Raw genomic sequence first — 26,398 nt, forward strand, 5'->3', positions numbered from 1 at the left:
TCAATCAAGGTCTGGAAAGTAGTTGGATGGCGACAGGGAGAGGCCCTCCGCCGCGATGCCAGCCGTAAAGACGGTGATCTGAGGACCGATCTGTGGCTGTCCGAGGCTGCCGGCGATCGCCCTGTGCGCGGCGTCAACAGCGAGCCGCCCTTGTTCGATGGGGTCATCGAAGGGCGCGGCCAGGACCTTGCCCCCCACCAGCCCCCTTGCGACGCTGTGGCTCATATATGTTGCAGCAAGGGCCGGGGGGTGGGGGGCTGCGCGAAACAGCGCCATGGCCCCTTCGATTGCCGGGGCACTGCCGATGACCAGATCGGTCTGCGGATGTTCGGCCCAGGCCTGTTCCAGAAGCCGCAACTGTTCAGCTGTGCCTGTATCGGCGCCATAGGTGGCTGTGATCGTGATCGCAGACCCGTCGAGGCCTGCGCGTAGACCTTGTTCGGTGGGTGCAACCCAGCCGGCTTCGGCAGGACCTGACAGCAGGATTGCCTGCTGCATCGGCCCACCCGCCGGGAACCGCGCCGCCAGACTCTGGCCCAGCAAACGCCCCATCTCGGCCCAATCGACCCCGATGCGCGCGACCAGCGCATCGGAATGCAGCTCATTCACCAGACCAATCACCGGATGCGCCTCGGCCGCGCGGTCGAGCGCGACCAAAAGCGCGGGTGCATCGGACGACACGGCCCCGATCAGGATGGCGCCGGGATCAAGATCGGCGCATTCCGACAGCTGCGTGACCTGCGTTTGCAGCGCGTCGTAACCGCCCGCTTCGAAAAACCGCAGCGAAAGGCCCAACTCGGCTGCCCGTTGTTCGAGGCCATAGGCCACACTTAGCCAGTATTCATCCTTGAAATGCGGGACCAGCACGCAAAGCAAATCGGCTTGCGCAGCTGCCGCACCCGCTGACAGGCCCCCCAGCGCAACGATTGCTGCGCCGAGAAAGCGGCGGTAGACAGGGGCTATGCACCCCAGACGGTTCGACAAGCAGCTGCAATCGGTCTTCATGGTCCTCTCCGGCCTGATGGTGGTTGTCGGCCTCGTATCGTTCGGCGTCAATCGCTTCCTTGCCCAAAGCCAGCAGCATGTCTTGGCCGCCAGCATCGCCGTGATCGAACGGACCGAACGGGTGGCGCAGGATGCAGATTTCGCGGCTTCGCTTGCGGCGCAGTTGGCAGCGGCAGAGAGCGGCGCGCAGGCCCGGACGGTCGCAGCGGCGCTGGGACAGCGGCTTGACCAAATCACAGAAGACATGGCCGCAATGCGCGTCTTTCTGGGGCGGCCGAGTGGGCCGGAGGCCACGGGTGGCTCAGCGGCGCTGATCCGCCAGATGGAGGACACTGTCCGCCAATTGATTGCGGCGGATATAGCCTTGCAGCATGAGGCCGCGCACCTGGCAGATGCGGATGCGCGCCTTGCCACCCTGATCTCCACCGAGGCCGATCTGGCCCGACTGCGGATCACGGCGGGTATCTGGGATCTCTATGCCCTGCCGGCGGGTCACGACCCGCGACCCGGACTTGATCGTTTGGCAGATGCCGATTTCTTTGCCTACGAACGTCTTGCCGAGATGGCTGAGGCCGTTGCCGCACTGGACCGTCTGCTGCCCCGTATCGCAACGGCCACAGACCCGAAAGAGCTAGCCGCCTTGCAGACCGAGTTTGAGGCGGCGCTGGCCCTTGCCCGGGATCGGGTCGGGTTCATGCTTTCCAAAACCGCGCAGAGCCGGGCAGGCGATGAGGTGAACCAGCTGGCACAAGCCCTTGCACCCAATGGGATCTTTGCCAGCCGTCTTGCCGCGGTCGCGGCACGGACGCGGCTCGATGGTCTGTTTGCCCAGTTGGATCTCGCGTTGCAGCAGCTTATCACCGAGGCGCGGCTGGGGCGTGACGAAACGCGGGCGCGGATGCAGCTGGGCGTCGCCTCGGCCGGGTGGCAGGCTACCGTGTTGTCGCTGGCATTGGCAGGGTTCATCCTGCTGGTTTTGCTGATCGGGGCGCTGGTCTGGGCACGGACACGACGAAAGGTCGTGTTCCGGCTCGGGCATGTGGCCGAACGCATGGTTGCGGTCGCCGAGGGGGATTTTGGTCCGCAGATGCCTATCAGCGGGCAGGATGAAATCGGCGGTCTCGAGCAGGCGCTGAACATCTTGCGCGCCCGCGCGATTGAGGCTGCCGACCTGCGGAACCGGCTGGAGGCGGCGGTTCTGGATCGCACCGCCGATGTGGTGGCCGAGATGCAATCGGCCAATGCCGCCCGCGCCGACGCCGAAGCGCAAAGTCGCGCCAAGACCCATTTCCTCGCCCGCATGAGCCACGAGATCCGCACGCCCCTCAACGGCTTGATCGGGCTGCTGGATCTGCTGGCGGGCGACGAAAGGGATGCGAAGCGCAGGGCGCGCCTCGAGGTGGCGCTGACCTCGGCGCGCGATCTCCAAGCGATGACCGAGGATATTCTGGCCTTTTCGGTCACAGAAGACGGACAGGACCAGGCAGAGCGTGATCCGTTCGATCCGGTGGCCCTTGCCCGTGGTCTGGGTGCCCATCTTGAGGTTCTGGCCGCAAACAAGGGGCTTCGGGCCGAGGTCGAAATTGACCCCGCGCTGCCGCCCGCACTTTTGGGTGCGGCGCCGAAAATCCGGCAGGTGATGATGAACCTGCTGTCGAATGCGGTGAAATACACGGCTCAGGGTGGTGTCACATTGTCTGTGACCGCGCATCCTGCCCCGGATGGCCAACATGAGATCGCCTTTGCCGTCCGCGACACCGGCCCAGGCATGACCGCCGAGGAAACCCGGCATGCCTTTGACATCTACGGGCGCAGCCGGAGCGCGCGGCAGAATGGGGTGGTCGGGGTGGGTCTGGGTCTGGCCATCGTGCGACAGCTGACCGATGCCATGGGGGGCGCGCTGCATGTTTCGACCCGGCCGGGGCAGGGCAGTTGCTTCACGCTTGTCCTGCGACTGGCTGAAGCCTCTCTGGCCGAGATTTCGATGCCACAGCCGATGTTGCAGCCGGGCAGCGGCAAGCGCGTGTTGGTGGTGGATGACCATCCTGTCAACCGTTTGGTGGCGCGGGGGTATCTGGAACGGTTGGGCTGCAGCGTCACCGAAACTGAAACCGGGCAGGCCGCGCTTGATGTTGCCGGGCAGAGCAGATTTGACGCGCTGCTGATCGATCTGGGCCTTCCCGATCTGGATGGAGAGGAGGTCGCGCAGCGCATCAACCGCAAGGGCGCCAGGGTGGCCATCCTCACCGCCGATCTGGTGCGCGACGATGCCGGAACCCGCTCTCGGTTCGGGGTGGACCGCATCCTGAACAAGCCGATCTCTCCCCGTGCGTTGGCGGATTTCCTGTTCGGTTCTGCGCAGCCCGCGTCTCCTCTGCCGCCCCTGGCCCAAGGCATAGCGGCTGTGCTGCGGGATGACATGGAGGTGATGGGCGCAGACCAGACTGCCGAGATCGTGCTGGCCTTGCTGGCAGATCTGGAAACTGCGGTGCCGGACCTGCGGGCTGCAACAGACCCTGTGCTGCGCCGCAAACTGGCCCATCGGCTGAAGGGCGCCGCGTCGAATTTCGGGCTCAGCACGTTCTGCGCCCTGATGCAGCGGGTGCAGGAAGACGACCTTTCCGCCCTTTCCGATCTGGAAGCGGTGGCCGCAGAGGTAATGCTTGCGCTGCGGGCGGGCGCCGAGGAGGCAGGTTTTGGCCCTCAGCTTTCTGCGGCGAAGCAGTAACCTTCACCCGTGCGGGTCAGGATGTGGTCGGGCTTAGTTGGGTCCGCCTCGATCTTCTTGCGGAGACGGCCGATCAGCACATCGATGGTGCGGTCCCCCGGCCGCAAATCACCGCGGCCGATGATCTCGCTCAGCCGCGGGCGTCCGAAGGTCACGCCGGGGTTGCGGGTCAGCACATCCAGCAGATCGAATTCCTGCGCGCTGAGCGTTTCGATCCGTGCGGCAGAAACCAGACGGCGGCGGATGCGGTCGAAATGCCATGGCCCGAAATCCTCGACCGCATCCGTGACCGGGGCGCTGCGGCCAATGTCAGTGATGCGGAAGAGCAGGTTCTTGATCCGTGCCGCCAATTCGCGCCGATCATAGGGTTTTGTCACGTAGTCGTCGGCCCCCATTTCCAGCCCGACGATCCGGTCCACCTGTTCATCGCGTGAGGTCAGCAGGATGATCCCCACGCGCGATTTCGCCCGCTGTTCGCGGGTGATCGTCAGACCATCCTTGCCCTCAAGCCCGATGTCCAGAACCAGCACCTCGGGGGGATCGATATCGATGACCTCTTGCATGGCCTCGGCATCGCCGACCTCGGTCACGCGGTGGCCCAGACTGCGGAGATACCCCGCGAGCCGCATTCGCGTCACGCGGTCGTCTTCGACGATGAGGATATGCGCGCTCATGGCTGGCGACCTTTACATCTCTTTACACTTCTTCACCGTCTGCGTTGACGGCTGTCAAGTCGCCGAATGTCGCGGAGGCGCATGGTGCGGGCGCAAACAAGACGGAGGTCCGCCATGAACATGATCAATCCGACCAGACGGGGATTCCTGACGGGCGGTGCCGCCCTTCTGGGGTCCGGCTGGCTTTTGAACTCGACGGCGCTGGCCGCCGTTGACCCGAATTCCTTTGGCGGGCGCATTTTCAGCGCCAGCCATTATGGCCCCTTCGAGGCGGTGGTGCGCGATGGCAAGATCGTCGGCATTTCCCCCATGATCGAGCTTGACCAGCGCCCGACCGAACTTCTGACCTATGGCCTGCTGGACCGCGTCTATGACAAGACGCGCATCGATTATCCCATGGTCCGCAAATCCTATCTGGAGAACTGGAAGACCGGAGATGTGAAGCCCGAACTACGCGGGAAAGAGGAATATGTCCGCGTCGATTGGGATACCGCCCTGAAGCTGACCGCCAAGGCGATCACCGATACGGTGGCGAATTTCGGCAACCAGTCGATCCTGTCGACCTCTTATGGTGGTTGGAGCCATGCCGGGATCATGCGGCCCAATGTGTTGCAGGGCAAATTCTTCAACATGATCGGCGGCTGCACCAATACGGTGGGCGACTGGTCCGGCGGCGCCAGCCAGATCTCGCTGCCGCATGTCATCGGCGACATGGAGGTCTATTCGGCACAAACCTCTTGGGAGGTGATCCGCGACAATACCGAAGTGTTCGTCCTGGTCGGCTGTGACCCGGTCAAGAACAACCGCGTCGAATACACCGTGGCCGACCACGGCATGTATACGCCATGGGAACAGATCCGCGACAACGGCACGAAATTCATCTCGATCAACCCGCAGCGGACCGCCTCGGATACCGTGCTGCGGTCGGACTGGATCAGGATCATCCCCAACACCGACGTGGCGCTGTTCCTCGGCATGGCCTACCACGTGATCGAGGCAGGTCTGGACGACAAGGATTACCTTGCGAAATATACCGTCGGGTCCGACAAGTGGATTGCCTATGTGAAGGGCGAGGGCGACGACAAGACGCCCAAAACCCCGGAATGGGCGGCCGCCATCACCGGCATCGACGCGGCCAAGATCCGCGAACTGGCAGAACTGCTGGCCAAGTCACGCACCGAAATTGCCGGGGCCTGGTCGCTGCAGCGCGCCCACCACGGCGAAATGACCCACTGGGCCATCATCAACTTCGCCGCACTGACCGGCAAGATCGGCAAACCGGGCCAGGGTGTCGGCTTCTCATGGCATTATGGCAGCGGCGGGATGCCGCAATCGGGCGGCAAGACGCCCGCAGGGCTGAGTCAGGGCAAGAACTTTGTCACGGAATATGTTGTGCCGGCTTCGCGCCTGACCGAGGCGCTGGAAAACCCTGGGGCTGAGGTGGTCTATAACGGCAACGTCCGCAAATACCCGGACGTGCAGATGATCTACAACGCCGGCAACAACTTCATGTCCCACCAGCAGGACACGAACCGGCTGATCAAGGCGCTGCAAAAGGTCAAGACCATCGTCAGCCAGGATGTCTGGTGGACGGCCGCGACCCGCTGGGCCGATATCGTGCTGCCCGCGTCTTCGCCTTTGGAACGTGATGACATTTCGGTCGGCGGGACCTATTCCAATGACCGCATCTACGCGATGAAGAAGGTGATCGAGCCGCTGGGGGAAAGCCGCAGCGATTTCGAAATCTTCGCCGGGCTGGCGGACCTGTTCTATCGTCAGTCGCAATTCATCGAAGATCAGGCCTACCCGGAATATATCGACATCATCAAAAAGGCCTACAACGGCACCACCGCCGCTGAAACCACGCCCTTCGAGGACTTCTGGGAACGCGGCTACGCCTTCCAGCCCATTCCGAAAGAGGCCCGCGCCTGGGTGCGGCATGGCGATTTCTACACCGACCCCGAGGCGAACCATCTGCATACCAAATCGGGCAAGATCGAGATGTTCTGCGACACCATCGCGAACATGGGTCTGGAAGACTGCCCCGGCATGCCCATGTGGCTGGAACCGGCAGAATACCTTGGCAATGCCAAGGACGGGCAGCTGCATGTCGTCAGCCCCCACCCGTGGTTCCGCCTGCACAGCCAGATGGACCAATCGGCCTCGCTGCGCGATCTCTACAAAGTGCAGGGGCGCGAACCGGTGCGGATCAACAGCGAAGACGCCGCCAAGCGCGGCATCGCCGATGGCGATCTGGTGGAAATCTACAACGACCGCGGCACCGTCATTGCCGGGGCTGTCGTGTCGGATGACATCATGCCGGGCGTGATCTCGATCTATGAGGGGTGCTGGCCCAGCCTTGACAGCAAGGGGCGGTGCAACTCGGGTCTGGTGAACTTCCTGACCTCGACGCAGAAATCTTCGGGGCTCAGCCAGGCGACGACGGCCAATACCTGCCTTGCCTCGATCCGCAAATGCGAAGATCCCGAAGGACCGAATATGGCCTATGAAAAGCCGCCGATCCTGGAAGGGGTCGAACTGGCTGCGATCGATGATGCCGATCTGGGGCTGGATCGTCTGGATGCGGTGATCGAGGCGCTTTATGCCGAGATGAGCCCGGGCGAAAAGCTGTTCTACGAACGCTGCACCGTCTGCCATGGTCCGCGCGATGTCAGCGCCTTTACCCAGCTGCAATGGAAGGCGATCACGCCCTCGATGTTCCCGCGCGCGGGTCTCGATGACGCCGAGGCCGCAACGATCATGGACTTCCTGATGGCGAACGCTTCCGACGCCAAGAAGTGACACGAACTGTCTGCGGCCGGTCTGATCCGGCCGCAGATCCCCCTTTGAAAGACCCGACTCATGACAGCCCAGCCGATATCCCGACCCTTGATTGGCTTTACCATGCGCCACTCTGCCCGCGCCTGGCGGAGGGCTGTGCAATGCTGAACGCCCCGTCTGATTTTCGCGCCACGGCCCAGCCTGTCTGTGGCCCGCTGATGGATGGGTTCTGTCGGTCTGTGCGTTATCTGCGCGTGTCGGTCACCGACCGCTGCGATTTTCGCTGCAGCTATTGCATGGCAGAGCGGGTGCAATTCCTGCCGCGCAAGGATCTGCTGACCCTTGAAGAGCTTGATCGCCTGTGTTCCGCCTTCATCGGCCTTGGCGTGACCAAGCTGCGCGTCACAGGGGGCGAGCCGCTGGTGCGGCGCGACATCATGGGCTTTTTCCGCGCGATGTCCCGTCATCTGGAAACGGGGGCGCTGCGGGAACTGACGCTGACCACAAATGGCAGCCAATTGGCCCGCCATGCGGCGGATCTGGCGGCCTGCGGGGTCCGGCGCGTCAATGTTTCGCTCGATACGCTGGATGCCTCGCGCTTTGCCGCGCTTACGCGCCGCGGCCAGATTGCCCCTGTGTTGGAGGGGATCCGCGCCGCACAGGCCGCGGGTCTGCGGGTCAAGATCAACACCGTCGCCCTGCGGGGCCTGACTGAAACCGAGCTTTTCCCGCTTGTCGATTGGTGCACCGCCGAGGGGCATGAACTGACGTTCATCGAGCTGATGCCAATGGGTGAGGAGGGCGCTGAAGCACGGATCGGGCAATTCCTGCCCCTGTCCGATCTCCGCACGCGTCTGGCTGCCCGCTTCACCCTGCAGCCGCTGGCCGAGACGACCGGCGGCCCGGCCCGCTATGTCCGACTGGAGGAAAGCGGCCAGAAGATCGGCTTTATCACGCCCCTGAGCCATAATTTCTGCGAAAGCTGCAACCGCGTGCGGCTGACCTGCACCGGCGAGCTTTACCCCTGTCTGGGGCAAGAGGGCGCAAGCGATCTGCGCCATGTGCTGCGCGCGCCAGAGAGTGGCGTCCCGCTCGAACAGGCCATCCGAGCGGCCATCGCGAAAAAACCGCGTGGTCACGATTTTGATTACACCCGCGGCATCCCCAAAGGGGTGATGTCGCGTGGCATGAACCACACGGGGGGCTGAGCGATGGCAACGGTAGAGATCCTGTATTTTGCCTGGCTGCGCGAACGCATCGACGCGCCGCGCGAGCGGGTGGAAACAGCGGCGGTGACGGTTGCCGATCTGGTGGCCGAACTCGTCACCCGCAGCGACCGCCACGCCGCGGCCTTTGCCGACCCGACTTCGGTCCGGGTGGCGTTGGATCAGGTGCTGTCGTGCTTTGACGCACCTTTGGCCGGGGTAGCCGAGGTGGCCTTCTTTCCACCGATGACGGGAGGCTGAGGTGATGCCGACGTCAAAGCCGCTTTACGCGCCCGATGAACTGCCCCGCTATGCCCGCCATATCGCGCTGCGCGAAATCGGCGGTCCGGGGCAAGGGCGATTGAAACGGGCCTCGGTTCTTGTGGTGGGGGCCGGTGGGTTGGGGGCACCGATCCTCATGTATCTTGCGGCAGCCGGGGTCGGGCAGATTACCGTGGTCGATGATGACACGGTCTCGCTGTCGAACCTGCAGCGGCAGGTGATCCATCACCAGGACCGGCTGGGCATGGCCAAGGTCACGTCGGCAGAGATTACGCTGGCCGGGATCAACCCTTTCGTGCAGGTCACGGGGATTGCCACACGGTTGGGGGCCGAGGATGCGCGCGCGCTTGTCGCAGGGCAAACCGTGGTTCTGGACGCAACCGACAACCTGCCCACGCGGCATCTTCTGAACACGGCCTGCGTCGCGGCGGGTGTGCCGCTTTTGTCGGGTGCCATCAGCCAGTGGGAAGGCCAGATCACGGTCTATGATCCGGCGCGCGGCGCGCCCTGTCTGGCCTGCCTGTTCCCGACCATCCCCGCCGATGATCTCGCACCGGATTGTGCCCGCGCGGGCGTGATGGGCGCCCTGCCGGGCATCATCGGGTCGATGATGGCGGCCGAGGCGATCAAGCTGATCACCGGGGCGGGGCGCAGCCTGCGGGGGCGGCTGATCCTGCAAGATGTCCTTTGGGGCGAAACCCGCGAAATCGCCGTGCATCGCCGGAGGGATTGCCCTGTCTGTCACAGCCTGAAGGAAGACACCCCATGCAATTGACCCATTTCGACGCCGCGGGGCATGCCCATATGGTGGATGTCTCGGACAAGCCCGTGACGCCGCGCATCGCCATTGCCGAGGCCGTGGTGCGGATGCAGGCCAAAACGCTTGCCCTTGTGACCGAAGGCCGGGCCAAAAAGGGCGATGTGCTGGCAGTGGCCCGCCTTGCCGGGATTATGGCGGCCAAACGAACGGCTGATCTTGTCCCGCTCTGCCATCCGCTTCCTCTGACCCATGCCGCGCTGGATCTGGACACCGACCCCGCACTGCCCGGCGTGCGCATCCGCGCCACAGTGCAGACGACCGGCACAACCGGGGTTGAAATGGAGGCGCTGACGGCCGCAACCGTGGCTGCCCTGACCGTTTATGACATGCTGAAAGCAGTCGAGAAGTCGATGGTGATCGACGCGGTCCACCTGCGCGTCAAGGATGGCGGAAAATCAGGGCGGTATGAGGCCGGGGTGACGCCATGACACTTGCCCATGTCAGTATCGCCGGACGCGGTGAAACCAACCGCTTCCTTGCCGTCGTGGCGGAGAGCCTGCAAGCCTCGGGTCTGCGCCTTGCCGGAACGGTTCAAACCAATATCGCCCGCGCGGATCGGCGCAAATGCGACATGGACCTGCGCGTCCTGCCGGATGGTCCTGTGATCCGCATCAGTGAGGACCGCGGGGCGCTGGCGCGGGGCTGCATGCTGGATCACGGCGCATTGGCCGATACCGTGGCCGAGGTCGCCCGGCGCCTGGATGGGGCCGATCTCTTGATCGTCAACAAATTCGGCAAGGCCGAGGCCGAGGGGCAGGGGTTGATCCCGGTGATTTCCGAGGCACTTGGCCGGGGCATCCGGGTGCTCGTGGGCGTGAACGGGCTGAACCTGCCGCAATATCTTGCCTTTGCAGACGGCCTTTCGCTGACGTTGCCTGCCGACCCACGCGCAGTTTCCAACTGGTGCCTTGCGGGCACTGGACCACTCTCTGATCTGACCTGAAGGAGACCAACATGCTGAAATCCGCAGTCGCGAGCTTCGCCCTTGCCCTGACCGTCGCGTCCGCCGTCCAAGCGGGTGATGCAGCCGTCGGCGCGACCGAGTTCAAGAAATGCAAGGCCTGCCACTCGATCATCGCCGCAGACGGCACCGAGATCGTCAAGGGCGGCAAGACGGGGCCCAACCTCTATGGCGTGATCGGGCGAAAAGTCGGCAGTGCCGATTTCAAGGGTTACGGGCCTGCGATCACCGCCATCGGGGCCAAGGGCACGCAATGGGACGAAGCTTCGCTTGCGGCCTATGTCGCAGATCCCACCGCCTGGGTGCAGGCTGCCTCCGGGGATGCAGGCGCCAGATCGAAAATGACCTTCAAGCTCGCCAAGGGCGGCGCTGATGTCGCGGCTTACCTTGCCAGTGTGAAGTGAACGGGGGCAGGGGCGACCTCGGCCTCAGGCCGTCCGGTCGTCCCCGCCCGTCTCAAGTGTCATAGTGCCTGCCACGTCAAGCCGCAGGCGGCCTCGCGCGATCCGCTCCAACCGCAGCGGGGCCTGTTTTTCTTCAAGACGGCGACGCAAGAGCAAGAGCCGGGTTTCCAGATTGTCCTTGAAGTCGGGCATCCGGCTTCCGGCGGCAAGACGCAGCTCCCGGTTGGTAAATTCGCGCCGCCCCTCGGTCAGCTGCCAATCGACCATCAGACGCAACAAAGCCCCGGCGACCCCCTTCACGATATAGACGCCATCGACAAAGACGCTGTCGTCATAGCAATGATGCACGACGCGGACGTCGGCCATCGAAACCGGGGCGGGCCTGCCAAGGGGGGCCCCCGGCTCGGCCTCGGCCTCCTCCATTTCGCTGGCGCGGAGCGCCGCCGCGGCCTGCCCTGCCAGAATTGAAAGCGCGGCCTCATCTTCTTCCCGAAAGGCGAGCCGTCGCAGGCTTTCGACGAACAGCACCCCGACGACGGCCCCGCGCGCGATCATCGGCACGGCGATCTGGCTCATCGCAGCGGGCAGATGCGGAAAGGCTACGGTGCGCGTGACGTTTTCTGCGCCGGGGCCTTCGGGTCGGATGGCCTCGCCCAGACGGCGGACGCGGCTCATGTCGCTGACCTTGATCGTTTGGCGGCTGATGGCGGCAGCACCGATCAAACCATCGCCAAGTGCGATCTCTGATCCAAGGCCCGAGGGCGCATAGCCGAGGCTTCCTGTCGTGGTCAGACAGCCGCGGGCTTGATCATGGTCAAGCACCAGCGCGTGATCATAGCCCAAGACGGATCGGACAGCCTGCAACAGCGTCTCGATAATCTCTTCGGCGCCAGGCTGTCGATCCATCGCGGCCAGCACATTTGCCAGGGCGCAGAGGTCCGGCGCGGGTGTGGGGGCGGATGTCGGGGTTTCGCAGGGCGAGGGCACCCGTTCTATCGCGCAAACCCGAAATATATCAGCACTTTTCAGGCGCATCACCTCGGCCATGCCGACCTGCGCGCTGCTGGCTTTCAGCTGCAGAGCGATCCGATCGAACAGGGGCCCGGCATCGACCGAACGCACAAAGCGGATATCGAGCAGGAATTGCGCGCCCGTCACCCCATCCACCAAGATCAGCGTGACTTGCGGATTGGCCCGCACATTCGCGGCGGTCTTGGCAAAGAACTGGTTTGAAAGCGCGACGTGATCGTCATCAACGCGCACCACATGCGACAGGTAAGAGACATTGGGCATCCCGTCTGCCGCGGCGGTTGCGATGATCGAGGGGATTACCCCTTCGAAACATGGGGCCAGATCTGAAAGGCGCCAGGTCATCCTGCGGCGGCCCCCGCCAGCATCCCGGCCAGCGGGCCGGGCGTCTGGACATAAATCTCCGAAATCCGCAGGCGGGCCACCCGCGGCTCCTGCGGGCAAAGCCAGGGCATAATCACGCCGCGCGGCACCCCCAGCCCCTCAAGCTCGGTCATGGCGGCGGCGATGAAGCGGTCCGCCTCTGCCACGTCGCGGGCCTCGGTGGGCCGCAGGCTGGCACTGCCCTTGATCTGAAAGCTCACGTAATCTGCGGGGCTGACGAAGGTGACGGCCAGCTTGCCGCGCTCGGCAATGGCTGCGACAAGGCCCGGCCACTGCCAGCCCGAAAAGATCACATCCATGCCTTCGCGATCCTCCATCAGGTGAAAGCCGATGCCGCGGCCAGCGGCCGGTTTGCCGCAGGCGTCCGTCGCGGCGATGATGCTCATCAAGGGTCGGTGGAAGAAGGCGACCAGCCTTTCGTCGATCCGCATCATTTTCCTCTGCCATCGCCGCGTGGCGGGTTTAACAACCTTTTAGGATATCTGGCACCGTTTTTACATCCATTTAGGAACGCGCATTTTCGGGGCGGGCTATACCGGGGTCACACCGGCGGCAACGCCCAACCCCTCTGACAGACCGCCGGACGGCACATGCCATCAGGCTGCAATCCATGCCACCCCGACACATCGGGGGGGGCCGGAGAGGGTTTGCGCGCGGCTGCCCCTAAATCGGAGACAGACCCATGCAAGCCACACCCCTGACCCAGGATCAGCTGGAGGCTTATCTCGCCCGAATTGGCCAAGACCGGCCCCGGCGGATCGACCGTGAAAGCCTGACGGCGCTGCACCGCGCCCATCTTCTGTCCTTCACCTGGGAGGCGCTGGATGCCTTCATGGGATGGCCGCAAGGCTTTGGCCCGGAAGCGGCCTTTGCCAAGATGGTCACTGGCCGTCGCGGCGGCTGGTGCTATGAGATGAATGGCCTTTTCGGGGCTGCACTTTCGGCCCTGGGGTTCCGGGTGACCCGCCTTTGCGGCGGCGTGAACCGCGAAGTCCTGGGCGATCTGGCCATCGGCAACCATCTGACGCTGCGCGTCGACCTGGACCGCCCCTATCTGGCAGAGGTCGGTGTGGCCGATGCCATCATCGCGCCTGTGCCGATGGAACCGGGCCCGATCTGCCAGCGTGGGTTCGACTTTGCGATTGGGGCGGCCGATCAGGGCTGGATGCGCTTTCGCAACCACGCACTGGGTGTCGCCAGAAGTTTCGATTTTCGCCCCGATCACAGTGACGAGACTGCATTGGCCGCCGCACAAGGCTGGCTGCTGCAAGACGCGGGATCGCCCTTCACCGGGGCGCTTGCCATCATGCGGCACACCGAAGACGGCTATGTTGCGCTGCAAAATGACAGCCTGCGCCATGTGACGGCGGGAAGCCTGGATCAACATCAGATCACGGGCGCCGATCATCTGGCCGATATTCTGCACACCACCTTCCAGATCGACGTGCCGCGCCCGGATGCCATCTGGGATCGCATCGAGACCCTGCGTCAAAGCCGGGCCGCCTGACCCTTCTGATACAACAAGGAATTGACCATGCTTCGTTTGATCGCTTCACTTCTGTTTCTTTCGTGCGCCGGCGCTGCCCATGCAATTGCCACCGATCCAGCCCCCGGCGGCGCCTACAAGACCGATCCTTCCCATTCCAGCCTGGTCTGGTCGCTCAATCACTCGGGCCTGTCGCGCTATACGGCGCGCTTTACCGGCGTCTATGCCCGGCTCGACTGGAAACCGGAGAAGCCCGAGCAGTCTGCCCTGACAGTGACCATCGACCCGCTGTCTGTGCGGACGGATTTTCCCTGGGCCGAGATGGGCGATTTCGATGCCGAAATCGGGGGTGGTGAAAATTTCCTCGACGCACAACCGATGACGTTCGTGTCGCAGTCCATTCGCGTCACCGGCCCGAACACCGGCGTCGTTGAAGGTCTTCTGACCATCCTTGGCCAGACCCATCCGGCGCGGCTGGATGTCACCTTCAACGGATCGATGGCCGAACATCCGATGATGGGCGTGGCAAAGATCGGCTTTTCAGCCACGGGCGTCATTCGCCGCAGCGACTGGGGGCTGGACTATGGCATCCCCGAGCTTGGCGATGAGGTCACGTTCAGCGTGGAAACCCAGATGGTTCCGGCGGATTTCGTCTTTCCCTGATCGCTGACCACGCGGATGCGGGCCGCTTTTTGCGGCCCGCATTGCCCCGGGGAGCCGCCCTCAATCCTCGCCTTCATTCACGATGTGCAGCAGGCGACCGCAGGCCTTGCAATGCACCGCATCCTGTTCATGACGGTTGAGGCCACAGCCGGGGCATTCGAATTCGACCTTGCGGGGACGGAACAGCACCTGCACCAGACGCAGAAACAGCGAAACGCCGAAAATCATGATCAGCACAGAGATCAGCTTGCCCGCCGATCCGTTCAGGGTGACGTCGCCAAAGCCCGTCGTTGTCAGCGTGGTGACAGTGAAATAAAGCGCGTCGACATAGTTCTGGATCTTGTCATTGGTCTGGTGCTGCGTCTCATAGACCAGCGCCGTCATCACAAAGACGAAAACTGCAAGATTGGTGACGGCGACGATGGTCTGTTCATTCCGACGAAAGAACGCGAAATCCTGTCGCAGGCGCGAAAGTAACCGATAGGACCGAAGCAGCCGCAGCATGCGCGCGACACGCAGGAAGGCCAGCCCCTCACCCGCCAGGGGCGCAAGCAGAGAGGCGATCACCACCAGATCGGCCACCCCCGCAGGATGGAGCAGTTCCCCAAGGCGGTTCCGGCTGATCCAAAGCCGCGCGGTGAAATCTGCCACGATTGCCAGTCCGATCACCGCATCTGCAATCTCGACCGCAAGCCCGTGATGGGTGAAGGATGACCCGACCAAGAACAGGATGGTCGTGATATCGAATATCAGCAGGGCATAGCGGAAGCGCACGCCGCGCGGGGTCTCCCCTTCATAAAGCTCGATCAGCCGCTCTTTCATGCTGCCTCCGCAGATGTATAGCCTGCACCATAAATGGCCACACCGGCGCTGCAACGCGGATTTGATCGCATACAGGGGCCACCGGATGGGCGGCCCCCGATCGACCAATGCCTCAGGCGGCTTCGCCCAGCAGGCCCTCGGCGCGCATTGCGGCCACCACGGCGGGGCGTGCGGCGACGCGGGCGCGCCAGGCGTTTAGATACGGGAAAGGCGACAGGTCATGGCCGATATAGGCCGACCAGTTGGTCACCGTGAAAAGATAGGCGTCGGCGGGCGAATATTCGTCGCCAAGGACCCAGTCACGCCCATCTGCCAGCCGCGCTTCGACCAGTGCCAGACGCGCATTCAGCAGGGCGACCTGCGCGTCGCGTGCCTCGCCCGAAATCCCGCGGAAAAAGGGCACATAGGATTGATGCAGCTCGGTCGAGACGAAGTTCAGCATCTCTTGCAGGCGGGCGCGGGCCAGCGTGCCTTGAGCGGGCAGCACGCCCGGCGTCAGGTGATCTACGACATATTGCATGATCGCCACGCCCTCGGTCAGCACTTCGCCGCTTTCAAGCTGAAGCGCAGGCACCGCGGCACGGGGGGTGATGGTGCTGTAATCGGCGCCGGTTTCGGTGGTCTTGCTGCGCAGATCTGCACGTTCGATTGCAAAGGCCGAGCCGGTTTCGGCCAGGGTAATGTGACAGGCCAGCGAACAGGCTCCGGGCGAGTAGAAAAGCTTCATGACATCTCCGAAGAAGGACAGCGGATCAGGTCCGCACATGCGGCGCGAAGCTAACATCTGCGCCGCGATTGTCAGCCGGCACCAACCGCGCATCCCCGCGCAGAAGCTGTGCGTCGCTGCGCGGGTGAAAGCTGGCGGCCTTTGCCTCTCGCGGGCTTCCAGCCATAAAATCAGCTGGATACACCCGAACCACGCCGGATCTGCCGAAGGTCGGCGGGCGTCAGGCCGTTTCGGTTTCGGAAAAGTGGCCCGTCCCCGTCACTGTTCCGTCGCGCCGGATGAAAAGCGCGCTCAGCCCCTGTGCCTCGGCCAATACCCGGCCGCGATCCGGCCCAAAAACCATCAGCGCGGTCGCCATGGCGTCGGCCATCATGCAGCTCTGCGCCATGACTGTGACAGAAGCCGGGGCCTCGAGCAGCGGGGCCTGGGTCAACGGGTTGATCGTATGGGACAGACGCGTCCCGCGCACCTCGACAAAGTGGCGATAGTCGCCCGAGGTGGCAACAGCCCCATCTTCCAGCATCAGGATGGAATGGCTGCCGCGCCGGTGCCCGGCATCAGGAGCATCAATCCCGACACACCAGGGGCTGTCGTCAGCCCGCCGTCCCAGGGCGCGAACCTCACCGTCAATCGAACAGAGTGCCCGCGTAAGGCCATGTCCAAGCGCGGTTTCCGCCAGTCGATCGACACCATAGCCTTTGGCAATCCCGGACAGGTCCAATGTCAGGGGCGCCGCTTTGCGGGCCAGGCCTGCCGCCGGATTAAGCGTCAGCGCATCGGCGGCACGCACCGGCGCGGCGGCACTGGCCTGACGAATGGCCGCAAGGTTTATGGCATCCGGTCCGAACCCCCAGGCGCGCACCGCCGCGCCGACATTCATCTCGAAGGCCTGTCCGCTCAGGGCGCTGACTGCGAGGCCAGCCTCAAGCACGGTCATCAAGGGCGCGGGCAGGGGATGCCATTCATCGCAGGGTGCTGCATTGAAGCGCATGAGGGCGCTTTGCCTGTTCCAAGTGGACATCTGCTGATCAACCTCACCCACCGCGGCCTGAAATGCGGCTGTCAGGCTGTGGCGCTCTTCAGCCGCCAGCGGGGTGTCAAGCCGGACTTGCCAGAAGGTCCCCATCGTTCTGCCGGACAGGGTGAAGGCGTCAATAGGTGTCTTCGGCATAGCGCCCTCCTGCCCGGAGCTGATCGGGACAAAGCCCGAGAGGTGCAAGGATCTCGGCCAGTGTTTCACGAACGCCGGTTGCCATGTCGCGGCCGCCGCACACCATGATCCGCGCACCCTGTCCGACCAGATGGCGGACGCGGTCGGCATCGGTACGCAGGCGGTCCTGCACATGCTGGCGCGCTGCCGTGCGCGAAAATGCCGTGTTCAGCGATGCGAGGTGGCCCTGGCTGGACCAGCCCTCAAGCGCATCCGCATAAAGGAAATCCGCCTGCGGATGCCGCGCACCGAACCAAAGATGGATGGGACGCTTGCCCCTGTTGGCCCGAATGAAGCCTGCAAGAGGCCCAATGCCTGTTCCGGCGCCGATCAGAAGAAGCGGCGCTTTGCTGCGGTCAGGGCGAAAGCCGGGATTCGGTTTGATGAAGGCCCGTACCATTTGGCCCGGTTCCAGATCCATCAGCTGACCTGAACAAAGGCCCCCCGACTGTTTTTTCACCACGATTTCGACAAACCCATCGGCAGTTCCCGAAGCAAGCGAATAGAACCGCGGGATTGCGCTGCCCACCGGCAGGATGCCAAGAAGGTCACCCGCGTGAAAGCGCGAAAACCCCCGTCCGGCCAGTCGGTCCCGCAGTGAAACCTGCGGCAGGGCGAAGGTCAGGATTGCGGTTGGGGCTTGCAGCGCCTCGCCATAATCCTGGCGCGACACAAGCCGCAGCGGGGTGCTGCGCGGCATTTCGGGCTGGTGGAGGATGTCGAGCGGATAGCCGATCACCTGTCCCAGATCGCGCGACCAGCGGGCAAAGGCCTGCGCGGATTGCCGGTCGATCCGTTCCAGCGGCAAGAGCATCGACCAACCTGCCTGACGGGCCGCATGATCCAGCCGCTCGGCAAAGGCACAGAAGGCCGGAAAGCTGCGATCGCCAAAGCCCAGAATGGCCATTTTGGCGCGCGGGTGGGGTGGCGTTGCCGCCAGCCGTGCGTCGAGGCCGCGGGCAGCGACAGGGGCATCGCCATTGCCCCAGGTGGCGGCAAGGACAAGCACCTGTTTTGCGGCCGCATATCGGTCTGGCGCATAGGCGGCAAGTGGGGCGAGATGAACGCTGCCGCCGACTTCTTGCAACGCAAGGCCGAGTGCGCGGGCAAATCCAAGGGTGCTGCCGCTTTCGCTGGCGACAAGAAGGATGGTTTCCGCATGTTCGGCGTGAACCATACCGGGCAGGGACAGACGGGCCTTGCGACCCTTGAGCCAGACCTGAATTCCTGTAATCGCCAGTGCCGGAATGGACAGCGTCAGCAGGCCGAGGATCAATCCCCAAAGGGCTGCCCCCTCACCCGTATGCATCAGGTAGATCCACTCGCCGGCCCGTGTCCAGGGACCTGACGCCTGCCAGGCCAGCAGGGTACCGGTCCCTTGATCGACATAGCCCATCCCGGCGGTGGTGGTCAGGGTGAAGACATCCGTCGTGTCCCCAGCATAGGGAAAGGTCAGGTCCCGCAGCGCCGTTACGGGAACTGCGGCCAAGGCGGACATATCGCCCGGCGCAAGTCCAACCAGACCGCTGGTTTCGGCGGGCAGGGCAGGGCTCGCCTCGTCGACGGGCAAGAGCTCAAAGGTTGCCGCCGTCATCCACAGCGCCGTTCCCGAGGACAAGACCAGCGACACGACCGCCACACGCGCCAACTCTCCATGCCATCGTCCGGCAGTGGGTCCCCGCATGCGCGAGAACCACAAGGACCATCCGCCCTGTCGCTGTGCAATCAGCGCCGCCCCGGTCAGGGCAACCACCAGAAGCGCCAAGGCGGCCGCCGCCGTGATCCAGCGCCCCAAATCCTGCAGAAACAGGGCGCGGTGCAGGTCGGTCAGCCACCCCTGAAGCGCGGATGGATCGGCATTTCCTGTCGCAAGGCCGGTGGCCGGGTCGATCACCGCCGCGCCGGGGGTGTTGCCATCGAACCAGTACGCCGTGATCTTGCCCGATGGTGCCCGACGGATCTGTTCGACACCGGGGTAGGCCGCGATCACCTTGCCCGCGAGATCCGCGACCGTCTGCCCCGCCACAGGGGCAGGGGCGGTGGTCCTTTCCACCGCCGGGAAAACCGACAGGATCGTGCCGCTGACCGCCAGCACGAGCAGAAGAACAGTGGCCAGAAGCGCGGGCCAGCGATGGAATAGCCGGATCATGCGGGGACCTGTCAGAAGGTGTAGGTAAGATCGGCGATGTAGCGACGTCCCCGAACCGGCTGTCCGGCACCTTCGCTGGTCAGGGGCATGGCAATCTCATTGGGGCTGTCGCGCATATCCTCGACCGCCGCGTCGACATGCAGGGTATAGCCTGCATCGAACAGCGCATCCGCAAGGTCCATCGTCAGTTCAAGATTGCGCCCGGCGCCGACGCTGGCGCCGGTGATGCCGTCCACCTGCGACACATCCCCGCCCGTGAACTTTGCCCAGTCAGAGAGATGCTTGTAATACTTGGATTTTCCACCTGCCATCCACAGGCTACCCGCGTAGGCGCCCGATGGATCGGTGACATAGAGTGCGAGATATGCGCCTTGTCCGCCATATTGTGACAGATTGACCGTCAGGGTGACGGGGCGGGCAAGGGCCAATCCGGGCGCAATCAGGGCTGTGGTCAGGGCCAAGGTGGCGATTATGCGTTTCATCACGCGCTCCTGTCAGTTCGACTTGACCGCAGGTGCGGTGCCATTGGTGAACAGATTGTTGTTGGGCGGGGCGACCGTTCCGGCGGGGGCAGGGTTGCCTTGGCCCCGGCATGACGGATCTTTCATCCGATCGCAGGCTTGGCGATCATCGTCATCGTCATCGTCATCGTCATCGTCATCGTGGTCCTCATTCCAGCTGAACCAGCGGCCATCATCGTGATCGTCGTCATCGTCGGCATCGCTATCTGCCAAAAGAAGCAGTGGATGGGCGGGCCGGCTCTTTGTTTCACGATCCAAATCAACGGCATGGGCCGTGGCGGGGACGGTCGCTGCAGGCGCTTCAGACACAGCCGCAAGCGCACCGCCTGCCAGAACAATGGCAAGGGCGTATTTCATAATCTTCTCCAGTTCGTTTGTCGGGATCAGTCGTCATCCGCGTCGCTGTCCTCATCCTCGAACTCCATTTCGAGGATGGTCAGCGTCGCAGGATCCAGCTTCACTTCGATCGGCCGCCCGCTGGCATCCCGACCGTTCACCTCATAACAGCCGTCGTCCAGCCGGATGCGGCCCACGTGCCACCCCTTGGCGATGGCAAATTGCTCGACAGCGTCGCGCGGCTGCCAATCGGCCATCGGCACGCTGCAATCGTCATCCGCACGGGCGGGTGCGGCGGAAAGCAGGCAGGCAATGAGAAGGCTTGTTGACATGCGGACCATGCGTGACACTCCGTCGTGCTTCTGATGTTGTCTTTCTGCGCGGCAAAGCTGACGCCTGCCTGAAGCGGTGCCAGAATCTGGTTCAGGTCCGCGTCAGGTTGGGGCTGTAGGGCAAGGGCGGGTGAAACCGAGAGGACGGTCCGGAATGCGGATTCTGCTGGTCGAAGATGATCGTGTCATCGCAGCTGCGGTGCGCGAACAGGCCGAGGGCGAGGGCCATTCGGTCGATCACGCCGCCCGGCTGGACACTGCGGAAGATGCACTTGCGACGGCACATTTCGATCTGATCCTGCTGGATCTGATGCTGCCTGACGGGCGCGGGTTGCCGTTTCTGCGCCGACTGCGGGCCAAGGGCAATACGACCCCGGTCATCATCATGACGGCCCTCGACCAGATTTCAGACCGGATCGACGGATTGAATGCCGGTGCCGATGATTATCTGGTCAAGCCCTTTGATCTGAGCGAACTTTCCGCCCGCATCGGGGCGGTCTCGCGCCGCTATGCCGGGAACCCAAATCCGCGCGTGACCTTGGGGGATTTGTCCATAGATATCGCGGCGCGCAGTCTGACGCGGGCGGGCAAGTCGGTGCCGCTGACGGCGCGGGAATGGGTTTTGCTTGAGGCCTTTCTGCAAAAACCCGGTCAACTTTTGTCGAAAGCTGTGCTCGAAGAGCGGCTTTATTCCTTTGACGCCGAGGTCGAAAGCAACACGATCGAAGTGCACATCAGCCGCCTGCGAAAAAAGCTCGGCGCGGATGTGATCGCGACGGAGCGGGGCCTCGGCTACCGGTTGGTCCGGCCGTGAAGGGGAACTCCATCCGGCTGCGCTCTGCCTTCCTGCTGTCGGGGATCGTGACCCTGCTCTGGCTTGGCACTGCCATGGCCACGCTGCGCCTTGTCTCCGAAGAGATGGCCGAGGTCTTCGACTCTGCCCTGCAGGAAACGGGTCAGCGCATCCTGCAGCTGGCTGTGGTCGATGTGCTGAACCGCGATGAAGAGGGAGTGAACCGCCGAGTGACCGGGCTCGCGGAACATGAGGAGCATTTCACTTATGTGGTCCGCGATCCTGAGGGGCGTCTTTTGTTGACCTCGCACCGCGCGCGGCCGGAAGATTTTCCACTTTTTCCCGACTCCGGCTTTCATGATACCGGCGACATGCGCTTTTACCAGGAAATGGCGGTCCGCGGCACCGTGATCCTGACCATTGCCGAGCCGCTGTCGCATCGTCGCGAAGCGGTAGTCAACATGGCGCTTTCGCTCGCTCTGCCCCTGCTGGTCACGGTCCCCCTCAGCCTGATCGCGATTTTCTATGGTCTCGGTTTCGGTCTGCGCCCGTTGAACCGGCTGCGCGACCAGCTGGCCCAACGGGGCGCGACCCGGCTTGCCCCGCTTGTCCGTACCGGTGTTCCGTCAGAGCTTGGTCCCATTGTAGATACCATCAACGATCTTCTCATGCGGCTGGAGCGGGCCTTTGCCGCCGAACGCAGCTTTGCAGCCAACGCCGCGCATGAACTGCGCACACCCCTGGCAGGGGCTTTGGGGCAACTGCAGCGTTTGCGGCATCAGTCGCAAGACCCCGAAACCCGAAGACGTGCTGATGAGGTGGAACATACGCTGCGACGCCTGATCCGCCTCTCGGAAAAGCTGATGCAGTTGGCCCGTGCCGAAGGTGCGCGTCTGTTGACAGATGCAGCCGCCGATATCCGGCCCGTTCTGGATATGGTCGTTCGGGATTTTGCCCATGCCGCCAGTGCTCGAGAGATACGTCTTGACCTGCCAGACCAGCCGGTGCTGGCGCGCGTCGATCTGGATGCCATTGCCATTGTGGCGCGCAACCTGATCGAGAACGCCATCCGCCATGGCGATGGCGGTACCATTTCCGTAAGGCTGGATGCAGACGCGACCCTGACGGTCGAGAACAGCGGCCCGACCGTGCCCGCCGATCGGATGTTGTCGTTGACCGACAGGTTCGTGCGCGGAAACAGTGTCGACGATGGCAGCGGGCTTGGCCTTGCCATCGTCCAGACCATCGCCGGTCGCATCGGCTCGCAGTTGGTTCTGCATTCGCCTGTCCCCGGCCGAGCCGATGGTTTCCAGGCCTCTCTCTCCTTCCTCCCCCAAATCCCCCAACTGACGGACTGAACCATGAGCTTGCCCTACGAATCCGCCCATGAGGAACTGCATTATCTGGATCGCGCGGGCTGGCTCCGCGCCGCGGTGCTGGGCGCGAATGACGGGATTGTTTCCGTCTCATCCCTCATTGTGGGGGTGGCCGCCGCCGATCCCAGCCGCATCTCCATCCTGGTCGCGGGGGCAGCTGGCCTCGCTGCCGGGGCCATGTCGATGGCCGCGGGGGAATATGTCTCTGTCAGCTCACAATCCGATGTGGAACGCGCCGATATCGCCCGGGAACGCCAGGCGTTGATCGACACACCCTTGGCCGAAGAACGCGAGCTGGCCTCAATCTACGAATCGCGTGGGCTGTCACCGCAGACCGCTGCGCTGGTCGCGCGGGAACTGACCGAAAAAGATGCGCTTGCGGCCCATGTCCGGGATGAACTGGGTCTTTCCGAGGTCCATGCCGCGAACCCGTTGCAGGCGGCGCTGGCCTCGGGGCTGACCTTCACAGCTGCTGCCGCGGTTCCGCTCGCCGCCGCGGCCCTGGCGCCCGATGGCATGATCGTCCCGACCGTGGTGATCGCCACCCTGGGTAGCCTTGCGGGCCTTGGTGCACTGGGCGCCCATGCGGGCGGGGCGCCGAAACTGCGGGCGACATCCCGCGTTCTGTTTTGGGGAGCGGCCGCCATGGCCATTACCGCAGGGGTCGGGCGGCTTTTCGGCGTTTCGGTCTAGGGGGAAGATCGGGGCCCTGGCCCCGCCCCCGCCGCGCGACCGATCATCGGCCCCGGAACCCCACTGCGGCGGAGTCCTCTCTGGGGACGACAAGGCACAGAACGCAGCGTGCCTGAGTGTGTGCGTCATTCGCCCCGATCCTGCTCAAGGCGCGTGCGCTTTCTTTGGGTCTTGTGATCCTTCAGCGCCCCGGTCGGTGCCTTGGCGCGCTTGATCCATCAGCCCCTTGAGGTCATGCGAAAAAGCCGCGCAGCATCTGCGCGGCCCGGGGTCCCTTCGGGGAAGAAGATCAGACCGACACCTCGGCCCGCAATTCGGCCTGGGTCAATTCGCTGCGGCTGCCCTGCATCGCCACCGTCCCGCGCCGCAAGACGTAGAACCGGTCGGCCAGCCCATAGGCAAAGTCGAAATATTGTTCGACCAGCACGATCGCGATGTCGCCCCGCGATTTCAGATAGGTGATGACCCTGCCGATCTGCTGGATGATATTGGGCTGGATCCCCTCGGTCGGTTCATCGAGCAGCAGCACTTTGGGACGCATGAGCATGGCCCGTGCGATGGCCAGCTGCTGCTGTTGCCCGCCCGACAGATCGCCGCCGCGCCGCCGCGACATGTCTTTCAGCACGGGGAAGAGGTCATAGATTTCATCCGGGATGCAATGCTCGGATTTCGGCAGTACCGCATAGGCGGTTTCCAGATTTTCCTGCACGGTCAGCAGGGGAAAGATCATCCGGCCCTGCGGCACCACGGCAAGTCCGCGCGCGGCCATTTCTTGTGGTGGCAGCCGGGGCAGCACCCGGCCATCAAGCACAATCTCTCCGCCCGAGCGAGGATGCGTCCCCGCCAATGCCTTGAGAAACGACGTTTTTCCTACGCCGTTGGTGCCCATGATGCAGGTCACTTCGCCTGCCGCCGCCATGAAATCAATCCCGTGAAGGATCTGGCTGCCGCCATAATGCAGGGTCAGCCCCTTGGTTTCGATCATCCGCCCGCTCCTTATCCGCGTCCGAGATAGACTTCGATGACGGCTGGATTGCGCGTCACATGGTCGAGCGATCCTTCCGCCAGAACCGCCCCCTCATGCAGCACCGTGACCCGGCAATTCAGCCGCCGGACAAATTCCATGTCATGTTCCACCACCACCACGGCGCGGGTGCGCGCAATCCCGACCAGCATCGCGGTGGTCTGTTCCCGTTCGGCCAGCGTCATGCCCGCAGCGGGTTCATCAATCAGCAGCAGCCTGGGTTCCTGCGCCAGCAGCATGGCGATTTCGAGCCATTGTTTCTGACCATGCGAAAGCTCGCCCGCCTTGCGTGCAAGATGCGCCCCGAGCCCCACCTGCGCCGCCAGGGCGGCCACCCGCGCGCGCCCTTCGCCAGTCAGCACGAAGGCCAGCGCAGCAAAGGGGTTACGGGGCGATTTCAGAGCAAGGATCAGGTTTTCGGCAACGGTCTGGTCCTCGAACACCGTCGGGCGCTGGAATTTCCGCCCGATCCCGATGCGCGCAATGGCGGCCTCGGACAGATTGAGAAGCGAAATCGCGCGCTCCCCCCAGGTCACGCTGCCGCTGTCAGGGCGGGTCTTCCCGGTGATGATGTCCATGAAGGTGGTCTTGCCCGCCCCGTTGGGGCCGATGATGGCGCGCAGTTCGGCCGCCCCGATCGAGAAAGACAGGTTGTTGATGGCGCGGAACCCGTCAAAGCTGACCGAGACGCCAGAAACTTCGAGAAGGGCAGTCATTCCACGGCCTCGCTTTCCTGGAGTGATCCGGCATCCGGACCCAGGGGCTGTCCCTTGCGGTCGGGGCTGTGCAGGCCCTGGAACCGGTCGAACACTCCGCCGATCCCCTTTGGCGCCCAAAGTGTTACCGCCACGAAGGACAGACCGAGCAGCACCTGCCACCAATCGACCCAGTCGATGGTATAGACCCCGAGCGGGATGGATGGTGCCCGCCCGCCTGTGAACCAGCTCGACAACAGCGACACGAAGGCTGCCCCGATCACGGCCCCGTAAAGCCTGCCGCGCCCGCCGATCGCCACCCAGACCGCAAGATAGATCGAGGCGATGGGAGCAAGCTCGGCCGGGTTGATGATCCCCGCTTGCGGGTAGTAGAGCGCCCCGGCGATGCCACAGAGGATCGCCGTCACGACGAAGACGAACAGCTTGTAGCCCTCGACCGGGTAACCAAGGAAACGGACCCGCGCCTCATCGTCGCGGATGGCCCGCAGCACCGAACCCATTTTGCCCGAAACCACGGCAGACAGCAGCAGATAAGCCAGCGCCAGCATCAGCGCCGAGGCCCAGAAGAACCAGACCGACAGGAAATCCTGGGACACATCGGCAAGACCGGGCAGGTTCTGCAGCCCCGACAGGCCGTTGTTGCCGCGCAGGCCGCTGTCGTTCTGGAACAGGTACAGCGACAGTGCGAGCGTCATGGCTTGCGTCAGGATGGACAGGTAGACGCCGGTCACGCGGCTGCGAAAGGCAAGCCATCCGAAGATCAGAGCCAGCAGCCCCGGCACCAGCACCACCAGCGCAAGCTGCAGGGGCAGGGAATGGGCAAATCCCCAGATCAGCGGAATGTCCGACCCGCCGACCACGCCAAAGATCTGGCTGCCTACGCCTTGCGCAATCTCTTCGGCCGTGGGGGGCAGGGGGCCTGCGACAAGCGATTGCAGGACGATTTCCTGCGTCCGTGCATACATCAGCCACTGCCCGATCATGTAACCGCCCAGTGCGAAAAACGCCATGTGGCCCAGCGACAGGATGCCGGTGTAGCCCCAAACGATATCCATCGCGAGGGCGGCGAGACAGAGACACAGCGTCTTGCCCAATGTCTTGACGAAGGATGTGCTGATCCCGCCCCCGCCATAGGCCGGGCTGAGCAGCGTCACCGCCAGCGTCAGCACCGCAAGGCCCAGCAGGAACCAAAGTACCGAAGGATTGCGGCGCAGATAACCGGACGGATGCAGGATGTTGGCCGGGGCCGTCACCGGGTTTTGGGTGGTTTCGGTCAT

The 26,398-nt window shown here is 63.7% G+C and carries 27 protein-coding genes; 13 read left to right on the forward strand and 14 right to left on the reverse strand.

Features of this window, described 5'->3' with window-relative positions; genetic code table 11:
• Entirely contained in the window at positions 1 to 1,005 is a 1,005-nt protein-coding gene (gene torT / locus IE101_RS18045; RefSeq protein WP_189635250.1) for a TMAO reductase system periplasmic protein TorT, read from the reverse strand.
• Here torT and IE101_RS18050 point away from each other — a divergent pair.
• A complete protein-coding gene (locus IE101_RS18050; protein ID WP_189635251.1) occupies positions 962 to 3,733 on the forward strand; it encodes an ATP-binding protein in 2,772 nt (923 codons plus the stop codon). The genes torT and IE101_RS18050 overlap by 44 nt on opposite strands.
• Here IE101_RS18050 and IE101_RS18055 read toward each other — a convergent pair.
• Positions 3,709 to 4,407: a response regulator gene (locus tag IE101_RS18055; RefSeq protein ID WP_189635252.1), complete on the reverse strand. Its 699-nt coding sequence runs from the start codon at positions 4,405 to 4,407 to the stop codon at positions 3,709 to 3,711. The two genes, IE101_RS18050 and IE101_RS18055, sit on opposite strands and share 25 nt — an antisense overlap.
• A gap of 114 nt (positions 4,408 to 4,521) precedes the next feature.
• On the opposite strand from IE101_RS18055, the gene IE101_RS18060 reads away from it, so the two are divergent.
• The 7 genes from IE101_RS18060 to IE101_RS18090 all read left to right on the forward strand — a co-directional run bounded on the left by IE101_RS18060 (position 4,522) and on the right by IE101_RS18090 (position 10,860).
• A complete protein-coding gene (locus tag IE101_RS18060; protein WP_189635253.1) occupies positions 4,522 to 7,209 on the forward strand; it encodes a molybdopterin-dependent oxidoreductase in 2,688 nt (895 codons plus the stop codon).
• A gap of 140 nt (positions 7,210 to 7,349) precedes the next feature.
• On the forward strand, positions 7,350 to 8,396 hold the full coding sequence (gene moaA / locus IE101_RS18065) for a GTP 3',8-cyclase MoaA (RefSeq protein WP_229804296.1): 1,047 nt from the start codon (positions 7,350 to 7,352) through the stop codon (positions 8,394 to 8,396).
• A 3-nt stretch (positions 8,397 to 8,399) separates the two neighbouring features.
• Positions 8,400 to 8,654 carry a MoaD/ThiS family protein gene (locus IE101_RS18070; RefSeq protein ID WP_189635254.1) on the forward strand — a complete coding sequence of 85 codons (255 nt, stop codon included), beginning with the start codon at positions 8,400 to 8,402 and terminating at the stop codon, positions 8,652 to 8,654.
• A 4-nt stretch (positions 8,655 to 8,658) separates the two neighbouring features.
• Complete coding sequence (locus IE101_RS18075) at positions 8,659 to 9,450, forward strand: HesA/MoeB/ThiF family protein (RefSeq protein WP_189635255.1); 792 nt, start codon at positions 8,659 to 8,661, stop codon at positions 9,448 to 9,450.
• Positions 9,441 to 9,923 carry a cyclic pyranopterin monophosphate synthase MoaC gene (gene moaC, locus IE101_RS18080; RefSeq protein WP_189635256.1) on the forward strand — a complete coding sequence of 161 codons (483 nt, stop codon included), beginning with the start codon at positions 9,441 to 9,443 and terminating at the stop codon, positions 9,921 to 9,923. Before IE101_RS18075 ends, moaC begins: the two co-directional genes overlap by 10 nt.
• Positions 9,920 to 10,438 (forward strand): DUF2478 domain-containing protein, encoded by a 519-nt coding sequence (locus IE101_RS18085; RefSeq protein ID WP_189635257.1) that lies wholly within the window; start codon positions 9,920 to 9,922, stop codon positions 10,436 to 10,438. Before moaC ends, IE101_RS18085 begins: the two co-directional genes overlap by 4 nt.
• A gap of 11 nt (positions 10,439 to 10,449) precedes the next feature.
• Positions 10,450 to 10,860 carry a c-type cytochrome gene (locus tag IE101_RS18090; RefSeq protein ID WP_189635258.1) on the forward strand — a complete coding sequence of 137 codons (411 nt, stop codon included), beginning with the start codon at positions 10,450 to 10,452 and terminating at the stop codon, positions 10,858 to 10,860.
• A 24-nt stretch (positions 10,861 to 10,884) separates the two neighbouring features.
• On the opposite strand, the gene IE101_RS18095 is transcribed toward IE101_RS18090, so the two are convergent.
• Complete coding sequence (locus IE101_RS18095) at positions 10,885 to 12,234, reverse strand: GAF domain-containing protein (RefSeq protein ID WP_189635259.1); 1,350 nt, start codon at positions 12,232 to 12,234, stop codon at positions 10,885 to 10,887.
• Positions 12,231 to 12,704, reverse strand: coding sequence for a pyridoxamine 5'-phosphate oxidase family protein (locus tag IE101_RS18100; RefSeq protein WP_189635311.1), 474 nt, complete (start codon positions 12,702 to 12,704; stop codon positions 12,231 to 12,233). The genes IE101_RS18095 and IE101_RS18100 overlap by 4 nt, the downstream gene beginning before the upstream one ends.
• A 251-nt stretch (positions 12,705 to 12,955) precedes the next feature.
• Between IE101_RS18100 and IE101_RS18105 the strand changes: the two genes are divergently transcribed.
• Both IE101_RS18105 and IE101_RS18110 read left to right on the forward strand, forming a co-directional pair.
• Positions 12,956 to 13,780 (forward strand): arylamine N-acetyltransferase family protein, encoded by an 825-nt coding sequence (locus IE101_RS18105; protein WP_189635260.1) that lies wholly within the window; start codon positions 12,956 to 12,958, stop codon positions 13,778 to 13,780.
• 27 nt (positions 13,781 to 13,807) lie between these two features.
• The gene (locus tag IE101_RS18110; protein WP_189635261.1) at positions 13,808 to 14,422 is read left to right on the forward strand and encodes a YceI family protein; all 615 of its coding nucleotides are present in this window, start codon (positions 13,808 to 13,810) and stop codon (positions 14,420 to 14,422) included.
• A 60-nt stretch (positions 14,423 to 14,482) separates the two neighbouring features.
• Here IE101_RS18110 and IE101_RS18115 read toward each other — a convergent pair whose 3' ends face one another.
• The 7 genes from IE101_RS18115 to IE101_RS18145 all read right to left on the reverse strand — a co-directional run bounded on the left by IE101_RS18115 (position 14,483) and on the right by IE101_RS18145 (position 20,519).
• Positions 14,483 to 15,244: a potassium channel family protein gene (locus tag IE101_RS18115; RefSeq protein WP_189635262.1), complete on the reverse strand. Its 762-nt coding sequence runs from the start codon at positions 15,242 to 15,244 to the stop codon at positions 14,483 to 14,485.
• Positions 15,245 to 15,356: 112 nt separating this feature from the next.
• Entirely contained in the window at positions 15,357 to 15,971 is a 615-nt protein-coding gene (gene gstA / locus IE101_RS18120) for a glutathione transferase GstA (protein ID WP_189635263.1), read from the reverse strand.
• A gap of 220 nt (positions 15,972 to 16,191) precedes the next feature.
• On the reverse strand, positions 16,192 to 17,142 hold the full coding sequence (locus IE101_RS18125) for an FAD:protein FMN transferase (protein ID WP_229804297.1): 951 nt from the start codon (positions 17,140 to 17,142) through the stop codon (positions 16,192 to 16,194).
• Positions 17,123 to 19,330, reverse strand: coding sequence for a PepSY domain-containing protein (locus IE101_RS18130; RefSeq protein ID WP_189635264.1), 2,208 nt, complete (start codon positions 19,328 to 19,330; stop codon positions 17,123 to 17,125). The genes IE101_RS18125 and IE101_RS18130 overlap by 20 nt, the downstream gene beginning before the upstream one ends.
• Before the next feature lie 11 nt (positions 19,331 to 19,341).
• The gene (locus IE101_RS18135) at positions 19,342 to 19,812 is read right to left on the reverse strand and encodes a DUF2271 domain-containing protein (protein WP_189635265.1); all 471 of its coding nucleotides are present in this window, start codon (positions 19,810 to 19,812) and stop codon (positions 19,342 to 19,344) included.
• 12 nt (positions 19,813 to 19,824) lie between these two features.
• The gene (locus tag IE101_RS18140) at positions 19,825 to 20,208 is read right to left on the reverse strand and encodes a hypothetical protein (protein ID WP_189635266.1); all 384 of its coding nucleotides are present in this window, start codon (positions 20,206 to 20,208) and stop codon (positions 19,825 to 19,827) included.
• A 26-nt stretch (positions 20,209 to 20,234) separates the two neighbouring features.
• Entirely contained in the window at positions 20,235 to 20,519 is a 285-nt protein-coding gene (locus IE101_RS18145) for a PepSY domain-containing protein (protein ID WP_229804303.1), read from the reverse strand.
• Positions 20,520 to 20,673: 154 nt separating this feature from the next.
• Here IE101_RS18145 and IE101_RS18150 point away from each other — a divergent pair, with 154 nt between their 5' ends.
• Genes IE101_RS18150 through IE101_RS18160 form a run of 3 tightly spaced genes read left to right on the forward strand, consistent with a single transcriptional unit; the run spans position 20,674 to position 23,381 of the window.
• Positions 20,674 to 21,333, forward strand: coding sequence for a response regulator (locus IE101_RS18150; RefSeq protein WP_189635268.1), 660 nt, complete (start codon positions 20,674 to 20,676; stop codon positions 21,331 to 21,333).
• Positions 21,330 to 22,670, forward strand: coding sequence for a sensor histidine kinase (locus tag IE101_RS18155; RefSeq protein ID WP_189635269.1), 1,341 nt, complete (start codon positions 21,330 to 21,332; stop codon positions 22,668 to 22,670). The genes IE101_RS18150 and IE101_RS18155 overlap by 4 nt, the downstream gene beginning before the upstream one ends.
• A gap of 3 nt (positions 22,671 to 22,673) precedes the next feature.
• On the forward strand, positions 22,674 to 23,381 hold the full coding sequence (locus tag IE101_RS18160; RefSeq protein WP_189635270.1) for a VIT1/CCC1 transporter family protein: 708 nt from the start codon (positions 22,674 to 22,676) through the stop codon (positions 23,379 to 23,381).
• Positions 23,382 to 23,670: 289 nt separating this feature from the next.
• On the opposite strand, the gene urtE is transcribed toward IE101_RS18160, so the two are convergent.
• From urtE to urtC, 3 genes are read right to left on the reverse strand one after another with little or no spacing between them, the layout of a single operon-like run.
• Positions 23,671 to 24,366: an urea ABC transporter ATP-binding subunit UrtE gene (gene urtE / locus IE101_RS18165; protein WP_189635271.1), complete on the reverse strand. Its 696-nt coding sequence runs from the start codon at positions 24,364 to 24,366 to the stop codon at positions 23,671 to 23,673.
• 11 nt (positions 24,367 to 24,377) lie between these two features.
• On the reverse strand, positions 24,378 to 25,121 hold the full coding sequence (gene urtD, locus IE101_RS18170) for an urea ABC transporter ATP-binding protein UrtD (RefSeq protein ID WP_189635272.1): 744 nt from the start codon (positions 25,119 to 25,121) through the stop codon (positions 24,378 to 24,380).
• On the reverse strand, positions 25,118 to 26,398 hold the full coding sequence (gene urtC, locus IE101_RS18175) for an urea ABC transporter permease subunit UrtC (RefSeq protein WP_189635273.1): 1,281 nt from the start codon (positions 26,396 to 26,398) through the stop codon (positions 25,118 to 25,120). The genes urtD and urtC overlap by 4 nt, the downstream gene beginning before the upstream one ends.

Origin of the sequence: Gemmobacter lanyuensis (assembly GCF_014652355.1) — a bacterium.
GTDB classification, from domain to species: domain Bacteria; phylum Pseudomonadota; class Alphaproteobacteria; order Rhodobacterales; family Rhodobacteraceae; genus Gemmobacter; species Gemmobacter lanyuensis.